This window comes from Neobacillus sp. OS1-32 (assembly GCF_030915425.1).
Taxonomy (GTDB): Bacteria; Bacillota; Bacilli; order Bacillales; family Cytobacillaceae; genus Neobacillus; species Neobacillus paridis.
The window spans coordinates 3690910-3707444 of record NZ_CP133263.1 but is presented as its reverse complement, the minus strand read 5'-3'; the positions used below and the strand labels follow the sequence as shown (position 1 = coordinate 3707444).

Genomic DNA, 16535 nt, shown 5'->3' with positions numbered 1-16535 from the left:
TGATCAAGTCGGGTAGAATATGTCGGTTTATTTTCCTTCATATTCACCTTATAAATCATTGATTTTTCTGACTTGTAAGTGTTTTTTTATTCACTTTCAAGCTTGCTTCTTAATTGAGCATTAGGTTTAACTAATGCTAATTTTGAAGGAATCATTAATGATTTATCCTTTTCTCAAAATGATCTTCTTGCTCCGCCTCATTCCGTTTTGTAAAGGAATTACCTTACTACTCGTTCACGAACGGAACGAACACGTATGGTTGAGTCTCCTAAGATGTTATGTTTTTGTTATTTATCTTTTACAATTACATTGTAACACAGAAAATTAAGAATCAAGCGAATCTTTGTGACAACATTGTGAATTCTAATTAGTCTTGCATTTCTCATGACCATCTCCCGTAATTAAAGAAATATGAATCTTTATGGATTCATCGCCGTCTTAGGATTGTTTTCTATGTTGATTGTGATTGTAGCATCAAAAAATTTCAATCAACTTTACTTCCCGATCATCCCAGCTTTCGTCAAGATAACAGGCAGCTAAATTTAATAAAACTTTCATTTTTTGAAATCACACAGCTAGAAAAACTGTGACAAAATAGAATAGAGGAAACGGTACTGTTACAGGACATCAAAGATTTTTCAGTAAGTTATCTGATTTTTTTAACAAATAATGAACGCCATTTAGGAGAGATGTAATTGATGGCCATAAACAATTTTTCGAAATCTCAAATAGTTAAAAACAATTCGATAGCGGACCATGATGATTTGGAATTAATTATTCACTCTTTAGATTGCTTAGAAGACTGTTATATTTCCATTGTTGATGCCACAGGAAGAATCGTTTTTGCATCCAAGGATTTTGAAAAGCTGGACGGCTATAAAACGAGTGAAATTATCGGAGAAAATGTATTAGATGTTTATAAACTCGGGGAAGAAAATAGTGTCCACATAAAGGCTATCAAAGAAAAACGGGTATTAAAAAATACGCTATTACGTTATACTTCAGCCAGTGGAGGGCCTGTAGAGCTCGTAATGGACATTTTTCCTGTCTTCACAGGACAGGAGGTCACCGGTTCAGTCGCGATCAGCCGCGATACCAGCAAAATCCAAGCCCTTACAGAGATTGTCACTAAACTGCAAAAAGCCCTTAATAATCAACTGCATCATCAGATTAATAATGGAACCCAGTTTTGCTTCGAGGACATTATTGGCTCGGGAGAAGCGATGCAAAGTGTGATTCAATCGGCAAAAAGAATGGCCCGGTCAGAGTCACGCATCATGATTTTAGGGGAAACCGGAACCGGTAAAGAGCTTTTTGCCCAAAGTATTCATAACGAAAGCTCCCGCGCAAAAGAGCCGTTTATCGCCGTCAACTGCTCGGCGATTCCAGATTCGTTACTGGAAAGCATACTGTTCGGAACAACGAAAGGTGCCTTTACCGGGGCTGAAAATAAAGCCGGACTATTTGAAGAAGCTAAAAATGGCACTCTCTTTCTTGATGAGCTCAATTCCATGAGTATTGTTCTACAAGCCAAATTGTTAAGAGCATTGGAGACCAATCGCATTCGCCGGGTCGGAGGGAACCAGGAAATCCCTGTGAATCCACGGATTATTAGTGCGATGAATATTAATCCCTTAGAGGCGATTGAAAATGAAAAGCTAAGGAGTGATTTTTATTACCGGCTCGCCGTTGTTACGTTAGAATGTCCATCTTTACGAAACCGAAAGGAGGATATCATTACATTATCCTGGCATTATATAAAAAAATACAATAAGATTCTGGGAAGAAAAATCGACAGACTCTCCCCGGAGGTCATGAAAATACTCGAAAATTATAACTGGCCGGGAAATGTCCGGGAATTAAGTCACTGTATCGAGCATGCAATGAACATGGTTGATCCCAATGATACTTCCCTGTTAGTACGGCATTTACCTGCTTTCATTCAAGAGAATGCCCTCAAAAGTAATATTTTGCCGATCATTTTGCCAAAAACAAACGATTTTAAACAAATTATGAACCAAGTTGAGAAAGATATATTGCTGCAAGCGCTCAAGCGAAATAACGGGAATATGAATCAATCTGCAAAAGAATTAGGCTTGTCACGCCAAAGTTTATTTTACAAACTAAAGAAATTGAATATCGACATCGAGCATGAGACTTACATTAAATAGTACAAATAAAAAACCTTAACACTTTTTCGTAAATGTTAAGGTTTTTTCATTGTCTTTTTCAGGATAACTTTTTAATGTAATACGAGATTAAGGATCTCTTCGAATTTTTCAGCATACGGTTTAGGAACCAGATTATTTGGCTATTACTCGTTTCCCTAAATCGACCGAGCTTGACTGAGCCAATGTTAATCCTTTTGTCTCAGGAGCCATCGCTATGGACACGACTAAACCGAGAACTGTGATGGCCACGCCAACAAACATCGTTGGGCCAACTCCCCGAGCCTCCATAAAGATTGGTAAGGCATAGGTTGACAAAACGGTGCCAATTCGACTAAAGGCCATGGCGGCTCCTACAGCCGAAGCGCGAATCTCCGTTGGGAACAGTTCATTTGGATAAAGCCATTGCAAAATCCCAGGTCCGCCGGAAAAGAAAGCATATAGCGCAAAGGCCGCAACAACAATCCAGATATTAGCGTTTGGGAAAAATCCCAAAACAGCTAGGGCAAACGTCATAATCGCAAAGCTGCCAATTAGTAAAGGGCGTCGGCCAATCGAATTGAGCCAGAACATTGCCGGAATACAGCCGATTAAGAAAAACATACTGATCACGATATCACCTAATATCGCTTGGCTGCCTGAACCAAAGCCAAAGGCACTCATGATTTGCGGCCCAAAGGTATATAATCCAAACATCGGAACTACCTGACAGGCCCAGATGGTACCGACAAACAGCATCCTTCCGAAATAGCCTTTTTCAAAAATCTTACTATAACGAGTCTTTTGAACCTCTTCTGCTTCCACTTCTACATCGGGACCAAAGAGCTTGGCTACAATCGCTCTCGCCTCTTCCATCCGCCCTTTGCTTGCCAGCCAGCGCGGCGATTCCGGTGTTCCCCATCTTCCGATTAAAAGGATCACGCAAGGGATAAAAGAACTGCCCAGCATCCAGCGCCAACCACCGTCAACATCAATCAAATAGTATCCGACAATGTCCGCTGCGGTGGCTCCTACATACCAAATAGCAGCAATAAATCCGATTGAAATAGCCCTGTACTTTCGTGGTGTAAATTCCGTTACTAGAGAAGTGGCAATCGGGTAATCTGCTCCAATCACGATCCCGATTAAAAACCTCATAATAACAAGTTGAATGGGGGTAGTAACAAACATTGTAGCAATAGAAATAATGGCAATAGCGATAATATCAATAGTAAACATCTTTTGTCGGCCGATTATATCGGTTACATAACCAAATAGGGCCGTGCCAATAAAAATCCCTGCCAAGGCGGCTGCTCCGACCAATGCACTCCAATGCGCCGTCAAATGCAATTTTGGGCCTAATTGGGCCAGAGCTACCCCAATAATAACGAGAACATAGCCATCCAAAAATGGACCGCCGCTGGCAAAAATGATAATCTTTTTTAAAAAAGGTGTTAATTCAAAATCATCGAGGGTTTTTTGTGGTTGCATCATCATTATCTCCCTTTTTGGTAAACCTTCGGCTGGAAGTGGAGCGAAGCACTTGCTCACTCTTTAACAATCACCAAGGCTCCGCTGCCGCATTCCAGTGAGTTTAACCTTTAGGTATCATCAATCTATTTCCATTCAATAATGCCAAAGTTCAGGTAAGGCTTTGCTTGTGTGTAAGCATCGATGACTCTAAAATGAATCTTATTTTCACCCATTTTCCACATTTGTGTTTTAATCGTTGCTCCAGGCAGAAGAGAAGCCGTTATACGTGTTTTGAAGCGGGTTAATCTCTCCGGTTCACCAGGAATGAATGTTTTAATAAAATGACGGCAGGCAACCCCAGCAAAACTTACAGCATGAAGAATTGGCTTCATTTGGCCATTTGCCTTGGCATATTCCCAATCGATATGCTGTGGATGGAAATCTCCTGATAGTCTGTAAATTAACGCTTGATTCTCAGGAATCCGCTCCTCCACTTCAAAATCAGGTTCTCTATCCGGCATTTCTACAATATCTTTTGGTGGTTTCGGTCCGCCAAAGCCACCATCATAAATTAAACAATCCCAGCTTTCATTGGTAAATAATAATTCGCCATTTTCATCATACGTATCACCAACATGCTGGGCTAACAGACCTTTGTCAGGACCACGGTCGTATAAGCCCTTCAGCAATACATGTGTACTTAGTTTACCAGATAATTTTGTCAACGGCTTGTGGAATTTTAAATCAAAGCCCCAATGAAGGGAGCCGGCATAATTATAGCCGTAATCAATCGTTTTCGTGACTTCACTGTCGACAATTGGCATCGCTGCAAACATGGGGAGAATTTTCAAGTCCTTCTCGTAAACATATTCCAAATCTGTTTTACCATCGATGCCGGCACCGCAGCCAAGGGCAAAAAGGATCAAATCTTTAAAATTGTAATCCCTTTCGAATGGGCCGAATGTTTGTCCAACCATTTCCATTTTAATTCTTGATTTGGTTTCTGTTGCTGACGTCATTTTTTTCATCCTTTCTAAATCTATAATTTTAAAGAAAACTCGCCGACTGGCGAGCCCCAAAGGGCGAAGGCAGAGGCTAGGTCGCCCAAAACATAACTTTTGGGCTGCGATACCTATGCTTTTATGAAGCTTTCCTTGGTGCGCTTATGCGTTAAGAAAGTATAAAGCTTTAGGAAGACAGGCACGCTTTTTTATTAGCCTAGCAAATGCTAGTTGTTACCACTCATTCTATTCATCAGCGTTTGATCATTTCATAGACCGCTCATGCAGCCAGAGCTGACTAATCTGCTTATTTAAGTAATTTTTTTTGGACCTTATAAGTGCAGGTTCTTGGTAATGATTTTCTTATTTCGATAAAGGAAGGCACTTTGAATTTAGCCATATGGCAATGACAATAGGCTAAGATCTCCTCCTGGCTAAGCTCTTCGCCCTCTTTAAAGACAATAAAGGCCTTGACTGCCTGGTCCCGAATCGGATCGGGGACGCCGATGACTGCCGCCTCCTCAATTTTCGGATGGGACATCAGAATATTTTCAATTTCCGAGGTGGAAATGTTTTCTCCCGATCTTTTAATCATATTTACTTTGCGGTCCACAAAGTAAAACCAACCGGACTCATCCACATAACCCTTATCTCCGGTATGCAGCCATCCCTCTGAATTTAGGGATTTTGCTGTCGCTTCAGGGTCATGATAGTACTCCTTCATGATCGTTCTTCCGGGAACACCTTTTATATAAATTTCTCCAATGGCATTAGGAGGAAGCTCATCGCCTTCTTCATCAATAATTTTTGCTTCATAGGACAGTCCCGGTTTCCCTATCGAAGGCCAGTTCCTTTCTCCAGATGGAGAGTCGCCAATAACACCAACAAGAGATTCACTTAAGCCATATGAATTTAAAAATTTCACGTTAAAACGCTCTTCAAAAGCTAACTTTTCTTCAGGAGTCATTGCTAGGTAGAAGAACACTTCACGAACGCAGTGGTCTTTTTCCCATTCCTGCTGAGGCTGTAGCATCATTGTCCGAAGCATCATCGGGACACATTCTGTAATCGTCGCTTTATAATCAACAATTTGTTTCCAAAACCTTCTTGCACTGTATTTCTCCACAGCAATCATCGTCGCCCCGACGGTCAACACAGGCATTAAGGCATTAAGCTGAAAATCAACATGGAAGGCCGGCATAATTGTTAAATAGCGATCATCCTGCCGCATCGATAGCTGCCAGGCAGTAAAATGACCGGCATATAACATATTGCAATGTGTCAGCACAACACCCTTTGGTCTTGATGTAGTTCCTGATGTAAACAAAATCTCGGCGGTATCATCGCTTGTTAAAGGGATCAGTTCCGTTAATTCCACAGGCTGCTTGTCTTTGTTTTCGGTAAAATTTACTGTACCAGGGAGCTGCTTATCAGTTCTCGCCAACAATATGTGTTTGATCCCCATCATCTTGCCAGAGTCGGCACCTTGGTAAAACGGTAAAAACTCTTCTTCCACAATGGCGAGCTCGACACCGTCACATTTATTGATAATGTATTCACATTCTTCTTCGGTATATTGTGTGTTTAAAGGAACCATGACGGCACCGATTTTTGCCAGACCAAACCAACTCATTAAAAATTCCGGGCAATTATGCAGTTGAATGGCAACATGATCGCCCTTCTTTATTCCTAGATCGAGGAATAAATTGGCTGTCTTATTAATTTCTTCATTTAACTGTCGATAGGTAAATTCATTGACATTTCCATTGCAGTCATGAAAGATCAAGACTTTTTTTTCACCGTAGATACGGACCAGCTCATCCCACAAATCCCGTAAAGTCTTGTTCCCCACTATATCTGCCATTTTTTCCACCTCTTAGCATCTCAAAAGGTTCAGCTATTTTATCCCCGCTGATGGAAGTTTCACTTTATTATCCGTACCGGTATTCCACACCCATGGTACTTTCCGGGTACTCCCATTTCTTAACAACCGTACCTAAACACAAAATCCTGCAGGTCCCACATTCCAGACAGCCGGCATAATCAAACGATAATGTTCCATTTTCATTCAGTTTATATAAGCCGCCCGGACAGGCTTTGACAAGCTTCAGCTTTTCCTTCATATCGGGATAGTTAGGGTCGATCTCTATATGGGGTTTGCCTTCATTCACAAAAAACTTATTGACGCCCAATTTTTCTTCAACAGACATGGTCATACAGATTTAACCCCCTTAAATCCATCTTTTAGCAGATTCATTAAGCCAACAGTCTTCAGATGTTTCATGGCCTTTTTCCGTAATGGAACGGCAGGAGACCCGTTGACGATAAACATTTCTGCCATAATTTCCGATACCATTGCCGGGTATTGGTTAAAAATCCGCAGATTTTCCATAAACGATGGGAAATTTTTATAAACAGCCAGATCCTTCATGATAAAGCTTTCATCCAGCATAGTTTTATAGCTTTGTAGTGTCGCTGAACTGAAGTCGCCTTTTTCCTTTGCAGCAATGACAGCTTTTGCGGCCATCTCTCCTGAGGCAATCGCCAAATCCATTCCTCGCACCATGTAACCGATGTTTAAACAAAAGCCGGCGGCATCGCCACAAATTAAGTAACCGTCACCGTACAAGGTTGAAACCATCGATAAACCGGCTTCCGGAACAACGTGTCCACTTCTTTCCAATAGCTTGGCATCCTTAATTAACGGAGCTATTTCAGGGTGATTGGAAAAGGCAACCATCATTTCTTCAATTGTTTTTTCACTTTCGCCGATATGTTCAAGACCGAGGACTAGACCAAGAGAAATGCTTTCCTTATTGGTATACAGAAAGCCGCCGCCAACCAAGCCATTGCTTGGCGAACCGGCAAATAACCAAGCCGTACCTTCATTACCTGTTAAGCCAAAGCGATCCTCAATCACCTTGGCAGGCAGCCCGTATACTTCTTTGACTCCTACGGCTACCTGAGATGGTTGAACTCTTTTTCTTAAGCCAGCTTTTTCTGCCAATAAGGAATTGACCCCATCGGCGAGAATGACGACGTCAGCCCGCATTTCCTCATCACCGCAGATCACACCAGTGACGCGATTATTTTCAACAATCAGCTCGTCTACCTTGATACCAGCTGCAGTCATCGCTCCTGCTTCTTCCGCTTTGTCGAAAAGCCAGCGGTCAAACTCACCGCGCATGACAACGTATGAATCACTGCCAGCTTGTGCTAAACGCGGTGAATGATAATCGATCGTGAACGCATCATTTTCTGTCATCATGCTGATCCGCTCTTTAACCACTCTTCGCTCGACTGGTGCCTCCTCAGCAAAGTTTGGAATGATTTTTTCCAAACTGTGAGCATAGAGACGACCGCCGGTCATATTTTTGGAACCACCATAATTTCCTCTTTCGATAAGTAGAACCTCCAACCCCTGCTGCGCCAAGACATAAGCCGCAGTAGAGCCGGCAAGGCCTCCACCTACTATAATGGCATCAAATTCGCTCAATCTTTTTCACCTCTGCCCTGTTGTATTTGATGATAATTGATTCTAAGTTGCTGTAACCTTGCAGCTTGTCTTCCGTTCTGCTTATCCTTTTGTTTAGATGTGGCAAGAAGCTGCTGTCAGCAGCCTCCACTTACTAAACCGTCACTAATTTTTGCTCTTTTAATTTGGCAACAATTTGCGGCAGAACTTGATAGATATCCCCGACCAGACCAATATCCACTTGTTTGAATACCGGGGCATTTTTATCCTTGTTAATGGCCACAAGTGTTTTTGCCTGATTGACGCCTACCATATGCTGGATTTGGCCAGAGATTCCAATTGCCAGATAAATATCCGGCTTCACAACGGCACCTGAAACACCTACATAGCGCTCCTTGCTCATCCATTTCTCACCTTCGGCAATTGGACGGCTGCAAGCCATTTCCGCACCAACTAAAGTAGCAAGTTCTTCCGCCATTTGCAGGTCATCCTTGCTGGCAAAACCACGGCCAACCCCGACTACTCGTTTGGCGGAACTTAAATTGACGACCTCACCTTGTTTTGGACGTGTTTCCAAGACGCGGATTCCTGTATTAGCCAGTTCCGGATTTACTTCAGTTACGCTCCCTTGTCGTGACGGATCTTTTGCCAATGCTGTAAATACACCGGTTCCTACGGTAACAACAGCCGTTTTTGATAAGGCCTTTTCCGTTCTAACTGCGGCCCCGCCGTACACCATATGTTTCACCACGATGCCATCTTCGACATCAATATCTGAGATATTAGCTAATGCTCCCGTTCCTAATTGGGCGGCAATTTTTCCGGCAATGAGCTTGCCGCTAACAGAAGCATGAACCATCACTAAATTTACTTCCGCCTCACGAATCATATCGGCAATTGCTTTGGAATAAGATTCGATCACCACTGATTCCGAAGGCTGTCCAAATACGTAAACCTCGTCTGCTCCAAGTTGAATCGCTTCTTCTGCTTGTGTTTTATCGGCAAAGACAACGGCGGATACTGTTTCGCCCAGCTGGCGTCCGCCAGCACATAATTCTCCTAAAGCATTACGGTCATCCGTTATAATCCATACTTTATTTACAGTCATGTTCATTTCACCTCGTTATTCTGTTTACTTCAATTCGGCACTAATCAGTTTTACAAATTCTGCAACTGCTTCTTCAGAATCGCCTTCTAAAATATTCAGGCGGCGATCGGCTTGCTCTGGTGCTAACGTACTGACAACTTCACGAGATGGTTCCAATTCAGCCACATCGATGTCAGCCAAGCTCCATCTTGTGACTGGTTTTTTATTCGCAGAAATAATGTCCTTCATTCCAGGAATACGTGGAGTATTAATTTCTGAAGTTACAGACAGAACGGCAGGTAGAGAAATTTCCAGCACTTGAATTTCATTTTCCAGCGCCCGTTCCACGATCACTTTATCTCCTTCAGGAGTAATTTTGTTGACCGCATTCACTACCGGCACGCCTAATAATTCACCTAGTTGATTACCGACTTCTTGTGCATATAAGTCAGAAGAACCAGCGCCGCATAAAACGAGATCATATTCGCCCATTTTTTTAATTGCCGCTTCAAGAACTTTAGCCGTTTGAAAACTGTCTACCTGTTCTAGCGCTTCATCTGTTACGGTAAATAACTCATCAAGCCCTCTGGAAACGATATCCTTTTTCATTTTTGGATTTTCGAGAATTTTTCCGCCGGCACATAAACCGGATAATTGGCCCCCTGCAGCCTCGACAATCTGTTTCCCTGCTTCAACTGCGTTTAGGTCATAGGAACCGAATTTCCATTCCGCTTTATCAAAAGAAACTTGTCTATCCTTTGAAATAACAATGTCCTGTTCTTCAGGAACCGCTTTGCTACATGCAATAACTCTCATTTTTTTACACCTTCTTAATCATTAGTCTGCTTCATCGTTGATTTCTTGATAGGGCGGGTGCATGAATTCAAATGATTCATACATCCCGCTTCATGAATTGAAATGTGAGCCATTTCCCTTAAGACATTTTAATAATGCCTTTTTCCTTCAGTTCGTGGATCTCTTCACTGGAATATCCCAAATCTGTTAAAATCGTTTTCGTATCCATTCCTAGTGTTGGCATTGGCCGCCAAACTTGTCCCGGGTTGTTTTTGAATTTAGGGAAGATGTTTGGTCCTTTACACTTCTTGCCTTCCATCGTTTCCCATTCAATGAAGGCCTCACGCGCTTTAAAATGTGGATGCTCCGGCAATTCTTCAAATGTCATCACTTTATTCGCAGCAATTTTGCAATTGGAGAAGTCCTCTTCCACTTCGTCTACCGGCTGCGTCAATAAGTATTCTTCCAGTTTCTGCTCGATAAGCTCTGCCTTAGGTCCATCAAGCCAAAGCGCAGTCGTGCCTTCCGGATACTCCTCAGTACCCCACAGGTAACCCAGACCGATTCGATCAAGTAGGGCTTTGTTCTGTTTCGCTCCATATAGACAGAGGCTCAAAAAGCCATCTTTACATTTATAGACCCCGATGCCGCAGAGGTTCTGATGTCTTGCCCCGGCACGCGGATAGAGAATGCCGCCATTAAGGTAATCCATCATATAATAGGCACCCATGCGAAGCATAACTTCGTACATGGCGACGTCAATACTTTCGCCAACCCCTGTTTTTTGTGCTTTATAGAGGGCGGCTAGCGAAGATCCTACAACCATTAGGGATGTAAAATAATCACCTGTATATGGAGAAGCAATCATTGGCTGTTCTTCTGTACCGTTTTGGGCTAAATAGCCGCTGAACGCTTGAGCTGTTTGGTCGTAGGCAGCCCGGTTGACTCGATCCGGTACCCCAGTGTGACCAAATCCGGAAACATGGACGATAACGAGTGATTTATTATGCTCCCATAATAATTCATCGGTAAGACCACGCTTGGCGAATGCCGGACCTTTACTTGATTCGATAAAAATATCGGCGGTTTCAATTAATTTTAAGAATACTTCTCTGCCTTCCTCTGAGAAGATATTCAAGGATAAGCTCTTTTGATTGCGGCGTTCCAATTCTTTGACATATGTTGTATCCCTCATTGAATCCCCATTGGAGGTATTTTCGATCCAGGTAACATCGGCACCCCATTCTGCCATCATCTGTGCGGCCTCCGGACCGGCAATTTCAACAGCGGAGTAAACAACCTTTAATCCTTGTAAGTTCCCAAATGCGGGAGTTTTCATTTCCATTGACATTTCGATTCATTTCCTCCTCTTGAGCGGATCACCATTGCTGTTAAACAACTATTCCTAGCGAAAAATTGCTATTTATTGATTACGATATTTTTTAAGCACTGCTCTACCTGCAGTAAGAATTTGCATTTCATCGGTTCCACCAGAAACGCGGTCCACACGAAGGTCGCGCCAGAAACGGCTGATGCGGTGGTCACCAGCAATACCTACGCCGCCTAAAACCTGCATCGCATCATCAACCACTTCAAAGGCAGCATTGGCACAGTAATATTTACACATTGCCGCATCTCCGGAAGTCATCATGCCATGATCATATTTCCAAGCAGCTTCATATAACATATTGCGCATGTTCGTTACTTTGATTGCCATGTTGCAGAACTTCTCTTGAATTAATTGCGTTCTTCCAATCGCCTCACCGAATTGGACCCGTTGGTTCGCATATTTCGCGGCATCTTCAAGCGCACAATAAGCCGTACCATAGTTCGTGCAGGCAACGAGGAAGCGTTCAAAGTCAAATTCTTCTTTCACACGGTTAAAGCCGTTGCCTTCTTTACCAAACATATCCTTTTCTTCTAATTCCACATTGTCGAAGTAGATTTCGCAACAGCTGTCCATTCGTAAACCAAGCTTTGTCAGCTTTTCCAGCTTGATTCCTGGTTTCTTCATATCGACAAACCATTCTGTGAAGGTATCGTAGTTTTCGGAATCTCTGGCCATAACCACCAGGTAAGGAGCTTTTGCACTGCTTGTGATAAATGTTTTATGGCCGTTTAAATATACTTTTCCATCTTTACGGGTGTACGTTGTTTGCAGGCTACCAACATCTGATCCTGCTCCTGGTTCAGTAATTGCTGAATTCCACATTTGCTTGCCGGTACCACGTAAAGCCATAATCTTCTCGATTTGCTCCTCGGTGCCTTCACGCAAAATCGTATTAAATCCAGGCAGCTGATATAACACATAAGTCGGGGCACCCAGCCTTCCAAGTTCCTCCCAAACAGCTGTTACCGTTACCAATCCTGCATCAAAGCCATCATATTCTTCAGGTAACAAAAGACTGTCCACACCTAAATCAGCTAGTTCTTTTACAAATCTTTCAGGGTATTCACTTTTGGCATCACATTCTGCAAAATAACTTTCCCAGTTTTCTCTTGCCATTAAATCCTGAATACCTTTTACTAATAATTCCTGTTCATCTGTAAGTCTGAAATCCATTGTTGAAACCTCCTAAATCTATCAATTAAGCAGTTTCTCTGCCTAAGCGGCAGAGAAAACTTGCTTTTTTACAAATGTTTATCCGGTTGTTTTTTCTAGACACTTTGTTTTTTCTTTTTCAGATTCATCGCTACATTTGCATTTAAATCTTGCTCAATACCGCCCCAGCCGGTCTTCTTAATTTCTCTGAAGAAAGAAATCGGAATAATGATACAAACGACCATCATTGGCAAGCCGCCGATAACAGAGGAAGTTTGTAACGGCTGCAGTCCACCTAGTAACAATAATGAAATCGCTAATAAACCAAGAATCAACGCCCAGGAAATACGATTAAATCTTGAAGGTTCATCATTTTCGGTAATCCCTTTCGTCGTAACCATTGCCAACGTATAAGCCACACCGTTGATGAATGTACCAGTAGAAACAAAACAATATACAAGTAAAACAGGTAAAACGATTGCAGCTAGCGGTAAAGTAGACCAAATTTCGACGATGGTATGTGGTGCTCCAAATTTTGCAAAGATCGCTGGAATATCAATAATTCCTTTATAGTAAATATTCATGCTGTAAGGGGTAAACACACCGAAGAACACCATTTCACCAATGGTAATCGATCCTAAAACGCCGAGCGCAAATTCGCGAATCGTTCTTCCTTTGGAAATTTTGACAAGATAAATCGCATAAGATAATACACAGTTCAAGAACCAAGCCCAATAGAAAATCGTCCAACCTTGCGGCCAACCGGATTTTCCAAATGTATCGGTATAAAAGGTCATAACGATTAGATTTTGCAGCATCATGCCAACTGCATCTGTAAAGCCGTTTAAAATATAAGACATGTTCCCAAAAATTAGAACGAATATGATAACTCCAAATGCCAGCCAAACCCGGAGGTCGCTAAGGAATTTGATCCCCTTCTGTAAACCGAAATAGAGAGTGATGATGAATAAGGCAATCCAGGCGATCAGAATCGAACCGTCCAGCGATAAGGTATGTTTAACTCCAAAAATCTTGGAAATAAGTTCAGCTACAAGTGGAGTACCTAAGCCTAACGATGTTCCCACGCCGGCAACCATCCCAATAATATAGAGGACGTCAATCACTTTCCCGAGCCAGCCCTCTTTCCGCTTGCCTAAAACGCCGCACACACTGCTTGGTTTAATGACATCTCTTTTCTTAACAAAGAAGTTGTATCCAATGGCTACACCGACAACTACATACATGGCAACAGGAATAAGTCCCCAGTGATACATCCCATAAGCAGATCCCCACATAGCCGCTTCCGTTGAGTATGGTTTAGCGCCATGCGGCGGACTTTGCATATAATAGAGCCATTCAATCGATGCCCAATAAATGAGAGCTGCACTTGACGTAGAGGTAAACATCATTCCGAGCCAAGAAAACGTACTGAATTCTGGCGGGCCGTCTCCCAATCTCTTATCTTTGAGCTTTCCAAAAACGAAATACATACAGATCGCAAACATAATAATGACGTACCATTCAAAGGCCCAGCCAAGGTTGTTGGTTACCCAGCTTAAGGCACTTCCCGATATTTTGTTTGCCTGCTCAGGATTTTTGATAATGAATGCACATACAATAGCAATAATGATTAATGGCGGCCAAAATATGGCGTGATCAAGACTCAATTTTTTCTTATTTGGTTCCATAAAGATCCCACTCCTACCTAAATTAAAATTCCAAATGTTGGTCCATCTAATTGTTTTTGCTTATTATGGGCCTGGAGAAGTTTGTTGGTAGATTGGTTTTCAAGAATTGTATTCTGCTTTCAGCTTTAAGTTTGCGATTAAATGAAAACTTGCCGACTGACGAGTCCTTAAGGACGGTTCATGAGGCGTAGTTGAATTTATGCGACATAAGGGAGTATAAATTTTGGAAAAATTTTCACTTCCTTATTAGCTAAACACATTCTTTGAAATCCTCTCTTTGAAAAAGCCACCCACCCTTCAATTAGAATGTTTTGTAGGAAACTAAAACTCTTTGTACTAAAAACCATGGTTTCGTCCTTATATATTTGCATCATCCGTGCCAAATTTTAAAATCATGCCGCTGAAATTTTGACAGGAATATCACGAATTTGTGACTAACATGTGAAATGGTGAGCATTTTGTCACTCAATTTAAAAAGAACGGATAGAAAAAATAGAATCCAATATTCTCTGTTGTAAAAAAATTTTTACGTGTAAAATATTTTTTCTAGGAAAATATCCTTTTTTCATAAGGAATCTGCGTTGGTGTAAAAATTATTTTACTAATCAAAGTTGCTCGGATTTCAAAATCTTCAGCAGAGATGATCTTCGAGAGACACTTTTTTGCTCAAAAAAAAATAGAGTAGGCGCATGAATTACTCATGCGCCTCTCACAGATCCGTACGTGCGGGTCATCGCATACGGCTCCTCCATGATTATCCCCGTTGGGGATGATGTTCATTGTAAATATCCACAAGAGAAACAAGACCTTTCTCTTTATAAAACCATTCATTTGGAAGGGCTACGTTTACGGGTTTACACTTTGAACTTCTCCATGCATACATCCGAAGCTGTGGAAGTTCCCCTTTCCATTTTCTTCTGCGTAACTCCCTATGTAGTTTCCTTATTTTCCTCCAACTTCTTAATTGAACAGACCGTAATCTTCTTCTAATCCATTTATCAAACTTAACCATTAGTGTCTTTGAGTGCCAATATCCAAAATAATTTCCCCATCCTCTTAAATATGGGTTGAGTCTTTCTTTAATCAGTTTTTCAATGTTCACCGTTTGGTTTCGCTTTGTTATCTCCTTGACTTTACTTTTAAACTTCTTTATAGATTTCTTAGAAGGTTTAACCCAGAAAGCTTGTTTAAATTCATACCCCAGAAAAACAAATGATTCATTCATATTATTAACAATCTTAGTCTTTTCGGGATGGATGATTAATCCGAGTTTTTGTTCAAGGAATCGAGTGACTGATTTAAGTACCCTTTCGGCACCCTTTTGTGATTTACAACAAATAACGAAGTCATCTGCATATCGTGTAATGCGATGCCCTCTTTCTGTCATAAGTTCATCCAATGGATGCAAATATATGTTCGCAAGTAACGGACTGATGACACCGCCCTGTGGAGTACCTTTTTCATTTAGATGGAAACTGCCACCCTCCATAATTCCTGCTTGGAGAAAACTTTCAAGCAATCTAATGACACTTCCGTCCACTATTTCTTCCCTAACTAAAGTCATAAGTTTGTCATGCGGAATTGTATCAAAATATGATTTCAGGTCTGCATCAATTACGTACACATACCCATCCAGTAAATCCTTTCGGATTTTCTCTAATGCCATATGTGCACTTCGATTCGGTCGAAAACCAAAACTACAATCAAGAAATTTAGCTTCAAATATTGGTTCTATTATTCTACGTACAGAAGCTTGTACTACTCGGTCTCTCACGGTTGGGATGCCTAAAGGTCTTTTTGAACCGTCAGCCTTTGGAATATATACACGCTTCACAGGTCTCGGCTTGTATGTCTTTTCTCGTAACTCACGTTGAAGGATTTGTACATTATCCTCCACACCAAATTCAAATGCTTTAATGGTTACTCCGTCTACCCCTGCGGCTCCACGATTCCTTTTTACCTCTTTAAAGGCTTCCTCCATGTTAGGCATTGCCCATATTTTATCTATGAGACTATACCATTTCTTCTTTTGTGGAGTCTTTACTCCCTCACGAAAACCTTGTTTGTCTTCTTTTCCGTTCATGTTCCGTTTCTTTCCTTTCAGTCTGATGATTAACTAGCCCAACCTCGGCAATATCAACAGATCCATAAAGTACTACGCCCCATACGGTCTACCCTTCTGTTCGACCCCGATTCTATGGATTTGTCCTCTCGGTTTCTGTATGGACATGACGTATTCTAAGCTAACTCAGTTTCTCTTCCATGGACAGACGGGCTTCGCATAGAGTCCATACCTTTTGGGTTATGGCTCCTCTCAATAACTAGGT

The 16535-nt window shown here is 41.7% G+C and carries 12 protein-coding genes; 1 reads left to right on the top strand and 11 read right to left on the bottom strand.

Translation table 11 applies throughout. From position 1 onward, the window contains the following. Window positions 1-698 precede the first annotated feature (698 nt). Window positions 699-2171 carry a sigma-54 interaction domain-containing protein gene (locus RCG24_RS18330; protein WP_308077677.1) on the top strand — a complete coding sequence of 491 codons (1473 nt, stop codon included), beginning with the start codon at window positions 699-701 and terminating at the stop codon, window positions 2169-2171. 132 nt (window positions 2172-2303) lie between these two features. On the opposite strand, the gene RCG24_RS18325 is transcribed toward RCG24_RS18330, so the two are convergent. The 11 genes from RCG24_RS18325 to ltrA all read right to left on the bottom strand — a co-directional run bounded on the left by RCG24_RS18325 (window position 2304) and on the right by ltrA (window position 16291). Then, complete coding sequence (locus RCG24_RS18325) at window positions 2304-3644, bottom strand: MFS transporter (RefSeq protein ID WP_308077676.1); 1341 nt, start codon at window positions 3642-3644, stop codon at window positions 2304-2306. 119 nt (window positions 3645-3763) lie between these two features. Next, entirely contained in the window at window positions 3764-4639 is an 876-nt protein-coding gene (locus RCG24_RS18320; RefSeq protein WP_202655974.1) for a MaoC/PaaZ C-terminal domain-containing protein, read from the bottom strand. A 289-nt stretch (window positions 4640-4928) separates the two neighbouring features. Continuing rightward, window positions 4929-6485, bottom strand: a complete 1557-nt coding sequence (gene caiC / locus RCG24_RS18315) for a crotonobetaine/carnitine-CoA ligase (protein WP_308077675.1) — start codon at window positions 6483-6485, stop codon at window positions 4929-4931. Window positions 6486-6552: 67 nt separating this feature from the next. Then, window positions 6553-6837: a ferredoxin family protein gene (locus RCG24_RS18310; protein WP_202655976.1), complete on the bottom strand. Its 285-nt coding sequence runs from the start codon at window positions 6835-6837 to the stop codon at window positions 6553-6555. After that, the gene (locus RCG24_RS18305) at window positions 6834-8117 is read right to left on the bottom strand and encodes an FAD-dependent oxidoreductase (protein WP_308077674.1); all 1284 of its coding nucleotides are present in this window, start codon (window positions 8115-8117) and stop codon (window positions 6834-6836) included. Before RCG24_RS18305 ends, RCG24_RS18310 begins: the two co-directional genes overlap by 4 nt. Before the next feature lie 133 nt (window positions 8118-8250). Beyond that, window positions 8251-9204 (bottom strand): electron transfer flavoprotein subunit alpha/FixB family protein, encoded by a 954-nt coding sequence (locus tag RCG24_RS18300; RefSeq protein ID WP_308077673.1) that lies wholly within the window; start codon window positions 9202-9204, stop codon window positions 8251-8253. 24 nt (window positions 9205-9228) lie between these two features. Next, window positions 9229-9999 carry an electron transfer flavoprotein gene (locus tag RCG24_RS18295; RefSeq protein ID WP_308077672.1) on the bottom strand — a complete coding sequence of 257 codons (771 nt, stop codon included), beginning with the start codon at window positions 9997-9999 and terminating at the stop codon, window positions 9229-9231. Between the two features lie 118 nt (window positions 10000-10117). Next, the gene (gene caiB / locus RCG24_RS18290; RefSeq protein WP_308077671.1) at window positions 10118-11329 is read right to left on the bottom strand and encodes an L-carnitine CoA-transferase; all 1212 of its coding nucleotides are present in this window, start codon (window positions 11327-11329) and stop codon (window positions 10118-10120) included. Window positions 11330-11401: 72 nt separating this feature from the next. Beyond that, window positions 11402-12541, bottom strand: a complete 1140-nt coding sequence (gene caiA, locus RCG24_RS18285) for a crotonobetainyl-CoA dehydrogenase (RefSeq protein ID WP_202655981.1) — start codon at window positions 12539-12541, stop codon at window positions 11402-11404. Window positions 12542-12636: 95 nt separating this feature from the next. After that, the gene (gene caiT / locus RCG24_RS18280; protein ID WP_202655982.1) at window positions 12637-14208 is read right to left on the bottom strand and encodes an L-carnitine/gamma-butyrobetaine antiporter; all 1572 of its coding nucleotides are present in this window, start codon (window positions 14206-14208) and stop codon (window positions 12637-12639) included. 754 nt (window positions 14209-14962) lie between these two features. After that, on the bottom strand, window positions 14963-16291 hold the full coding sequence (ltrA, locus tag RCG24_RS18275) for a group II intron reverse transcriptase/maturase (RefSeq protein WP_308076963.1): 1329 nt from the start codon (window positions 16289-16291) through the stop codon (window positions 14963-14965). Window positions 16292-16535: the final 244 nt, after the last annotated feature.

Excerpts from the sequence above, each read along its gene's own strand:
- RCG24_RS18300 (WP_308077673.1), bottom strand. The coding sequence starts at position 9,204 with ATGACTGTAAATAAAGTATGGATTATAACGGATGACCGTAATGCTTTA.
- RCG24_RS18295 (WP_308077672.1), bottom strand. The coding sequence starts at position 9,999 with ATGAGAGTTATTGCATGTAGCAAAGCGGTTCCTGAAGAACAGGACATT.
- caiB (WP_308077671.1), bottom strand. The coding sequence starts at position 11,329 with ATGTCAATGGAAATGAAAACTCCCGCATTTGGGAACTTACAAGGATTA.
- caiA (WP_202655981.1), bottom strand. The coding sequence starts at position 12,541 with ATGGATTTCAGACTTACAGATGAACAGGAATTATTAGTAAAAGGTATT.
- ltrA (WP_308076963.1), bottom strand. The coding sequence starts at position 16,291 with ATGAACGGAAAAGAAGACAAACAAGGTTTTCGTGAGGGAGTAAAGACT.
- caiC (WP_308077675.1), bottom strand. The coding sequence starts at position 6,485 with ATGGCAGATATAGTGGGGAACAAGACTTTACGGGATTTGTGGGATGAG.
- RCG24_RS18330 (WP_308077677.1), top strand. The coding sequence starts at position 699 with ATGGCCATAAACAATTTTTCGAAATCTCAAATAGTTAAAAACAATTCG.
- RCG24_RS18320 (WP_202655974.1), bottom strand. The coding sequence starts at position 4,639 with ATGACGTCAGCAACAGAAACCAAATCAAGAATTAAAATGGAAATGGTT.
- caiT (WP_202655982.1), bottom strand. The coding sequence starts at position 14,208 with ATGGAACCAAATAAGAAAAAATTGAGTCTTGATCACGCCATATTTTGG.
- RCG24_RS18310 (WP_202655976.1), bottom strand. The coding sequence starts at position 6,837 with ATGACCATGTCTGTTGAAGAAAAATTGGGCGTCAATAAGTTTTTTGTG.
- RCG24_RS18325 (WP_308077676.1), bottom strand. The coding sequence starts at position 3,644 with ATGATGATGCAACCACAAAAAACCCTCGATGATTTTGAATTAACACCT.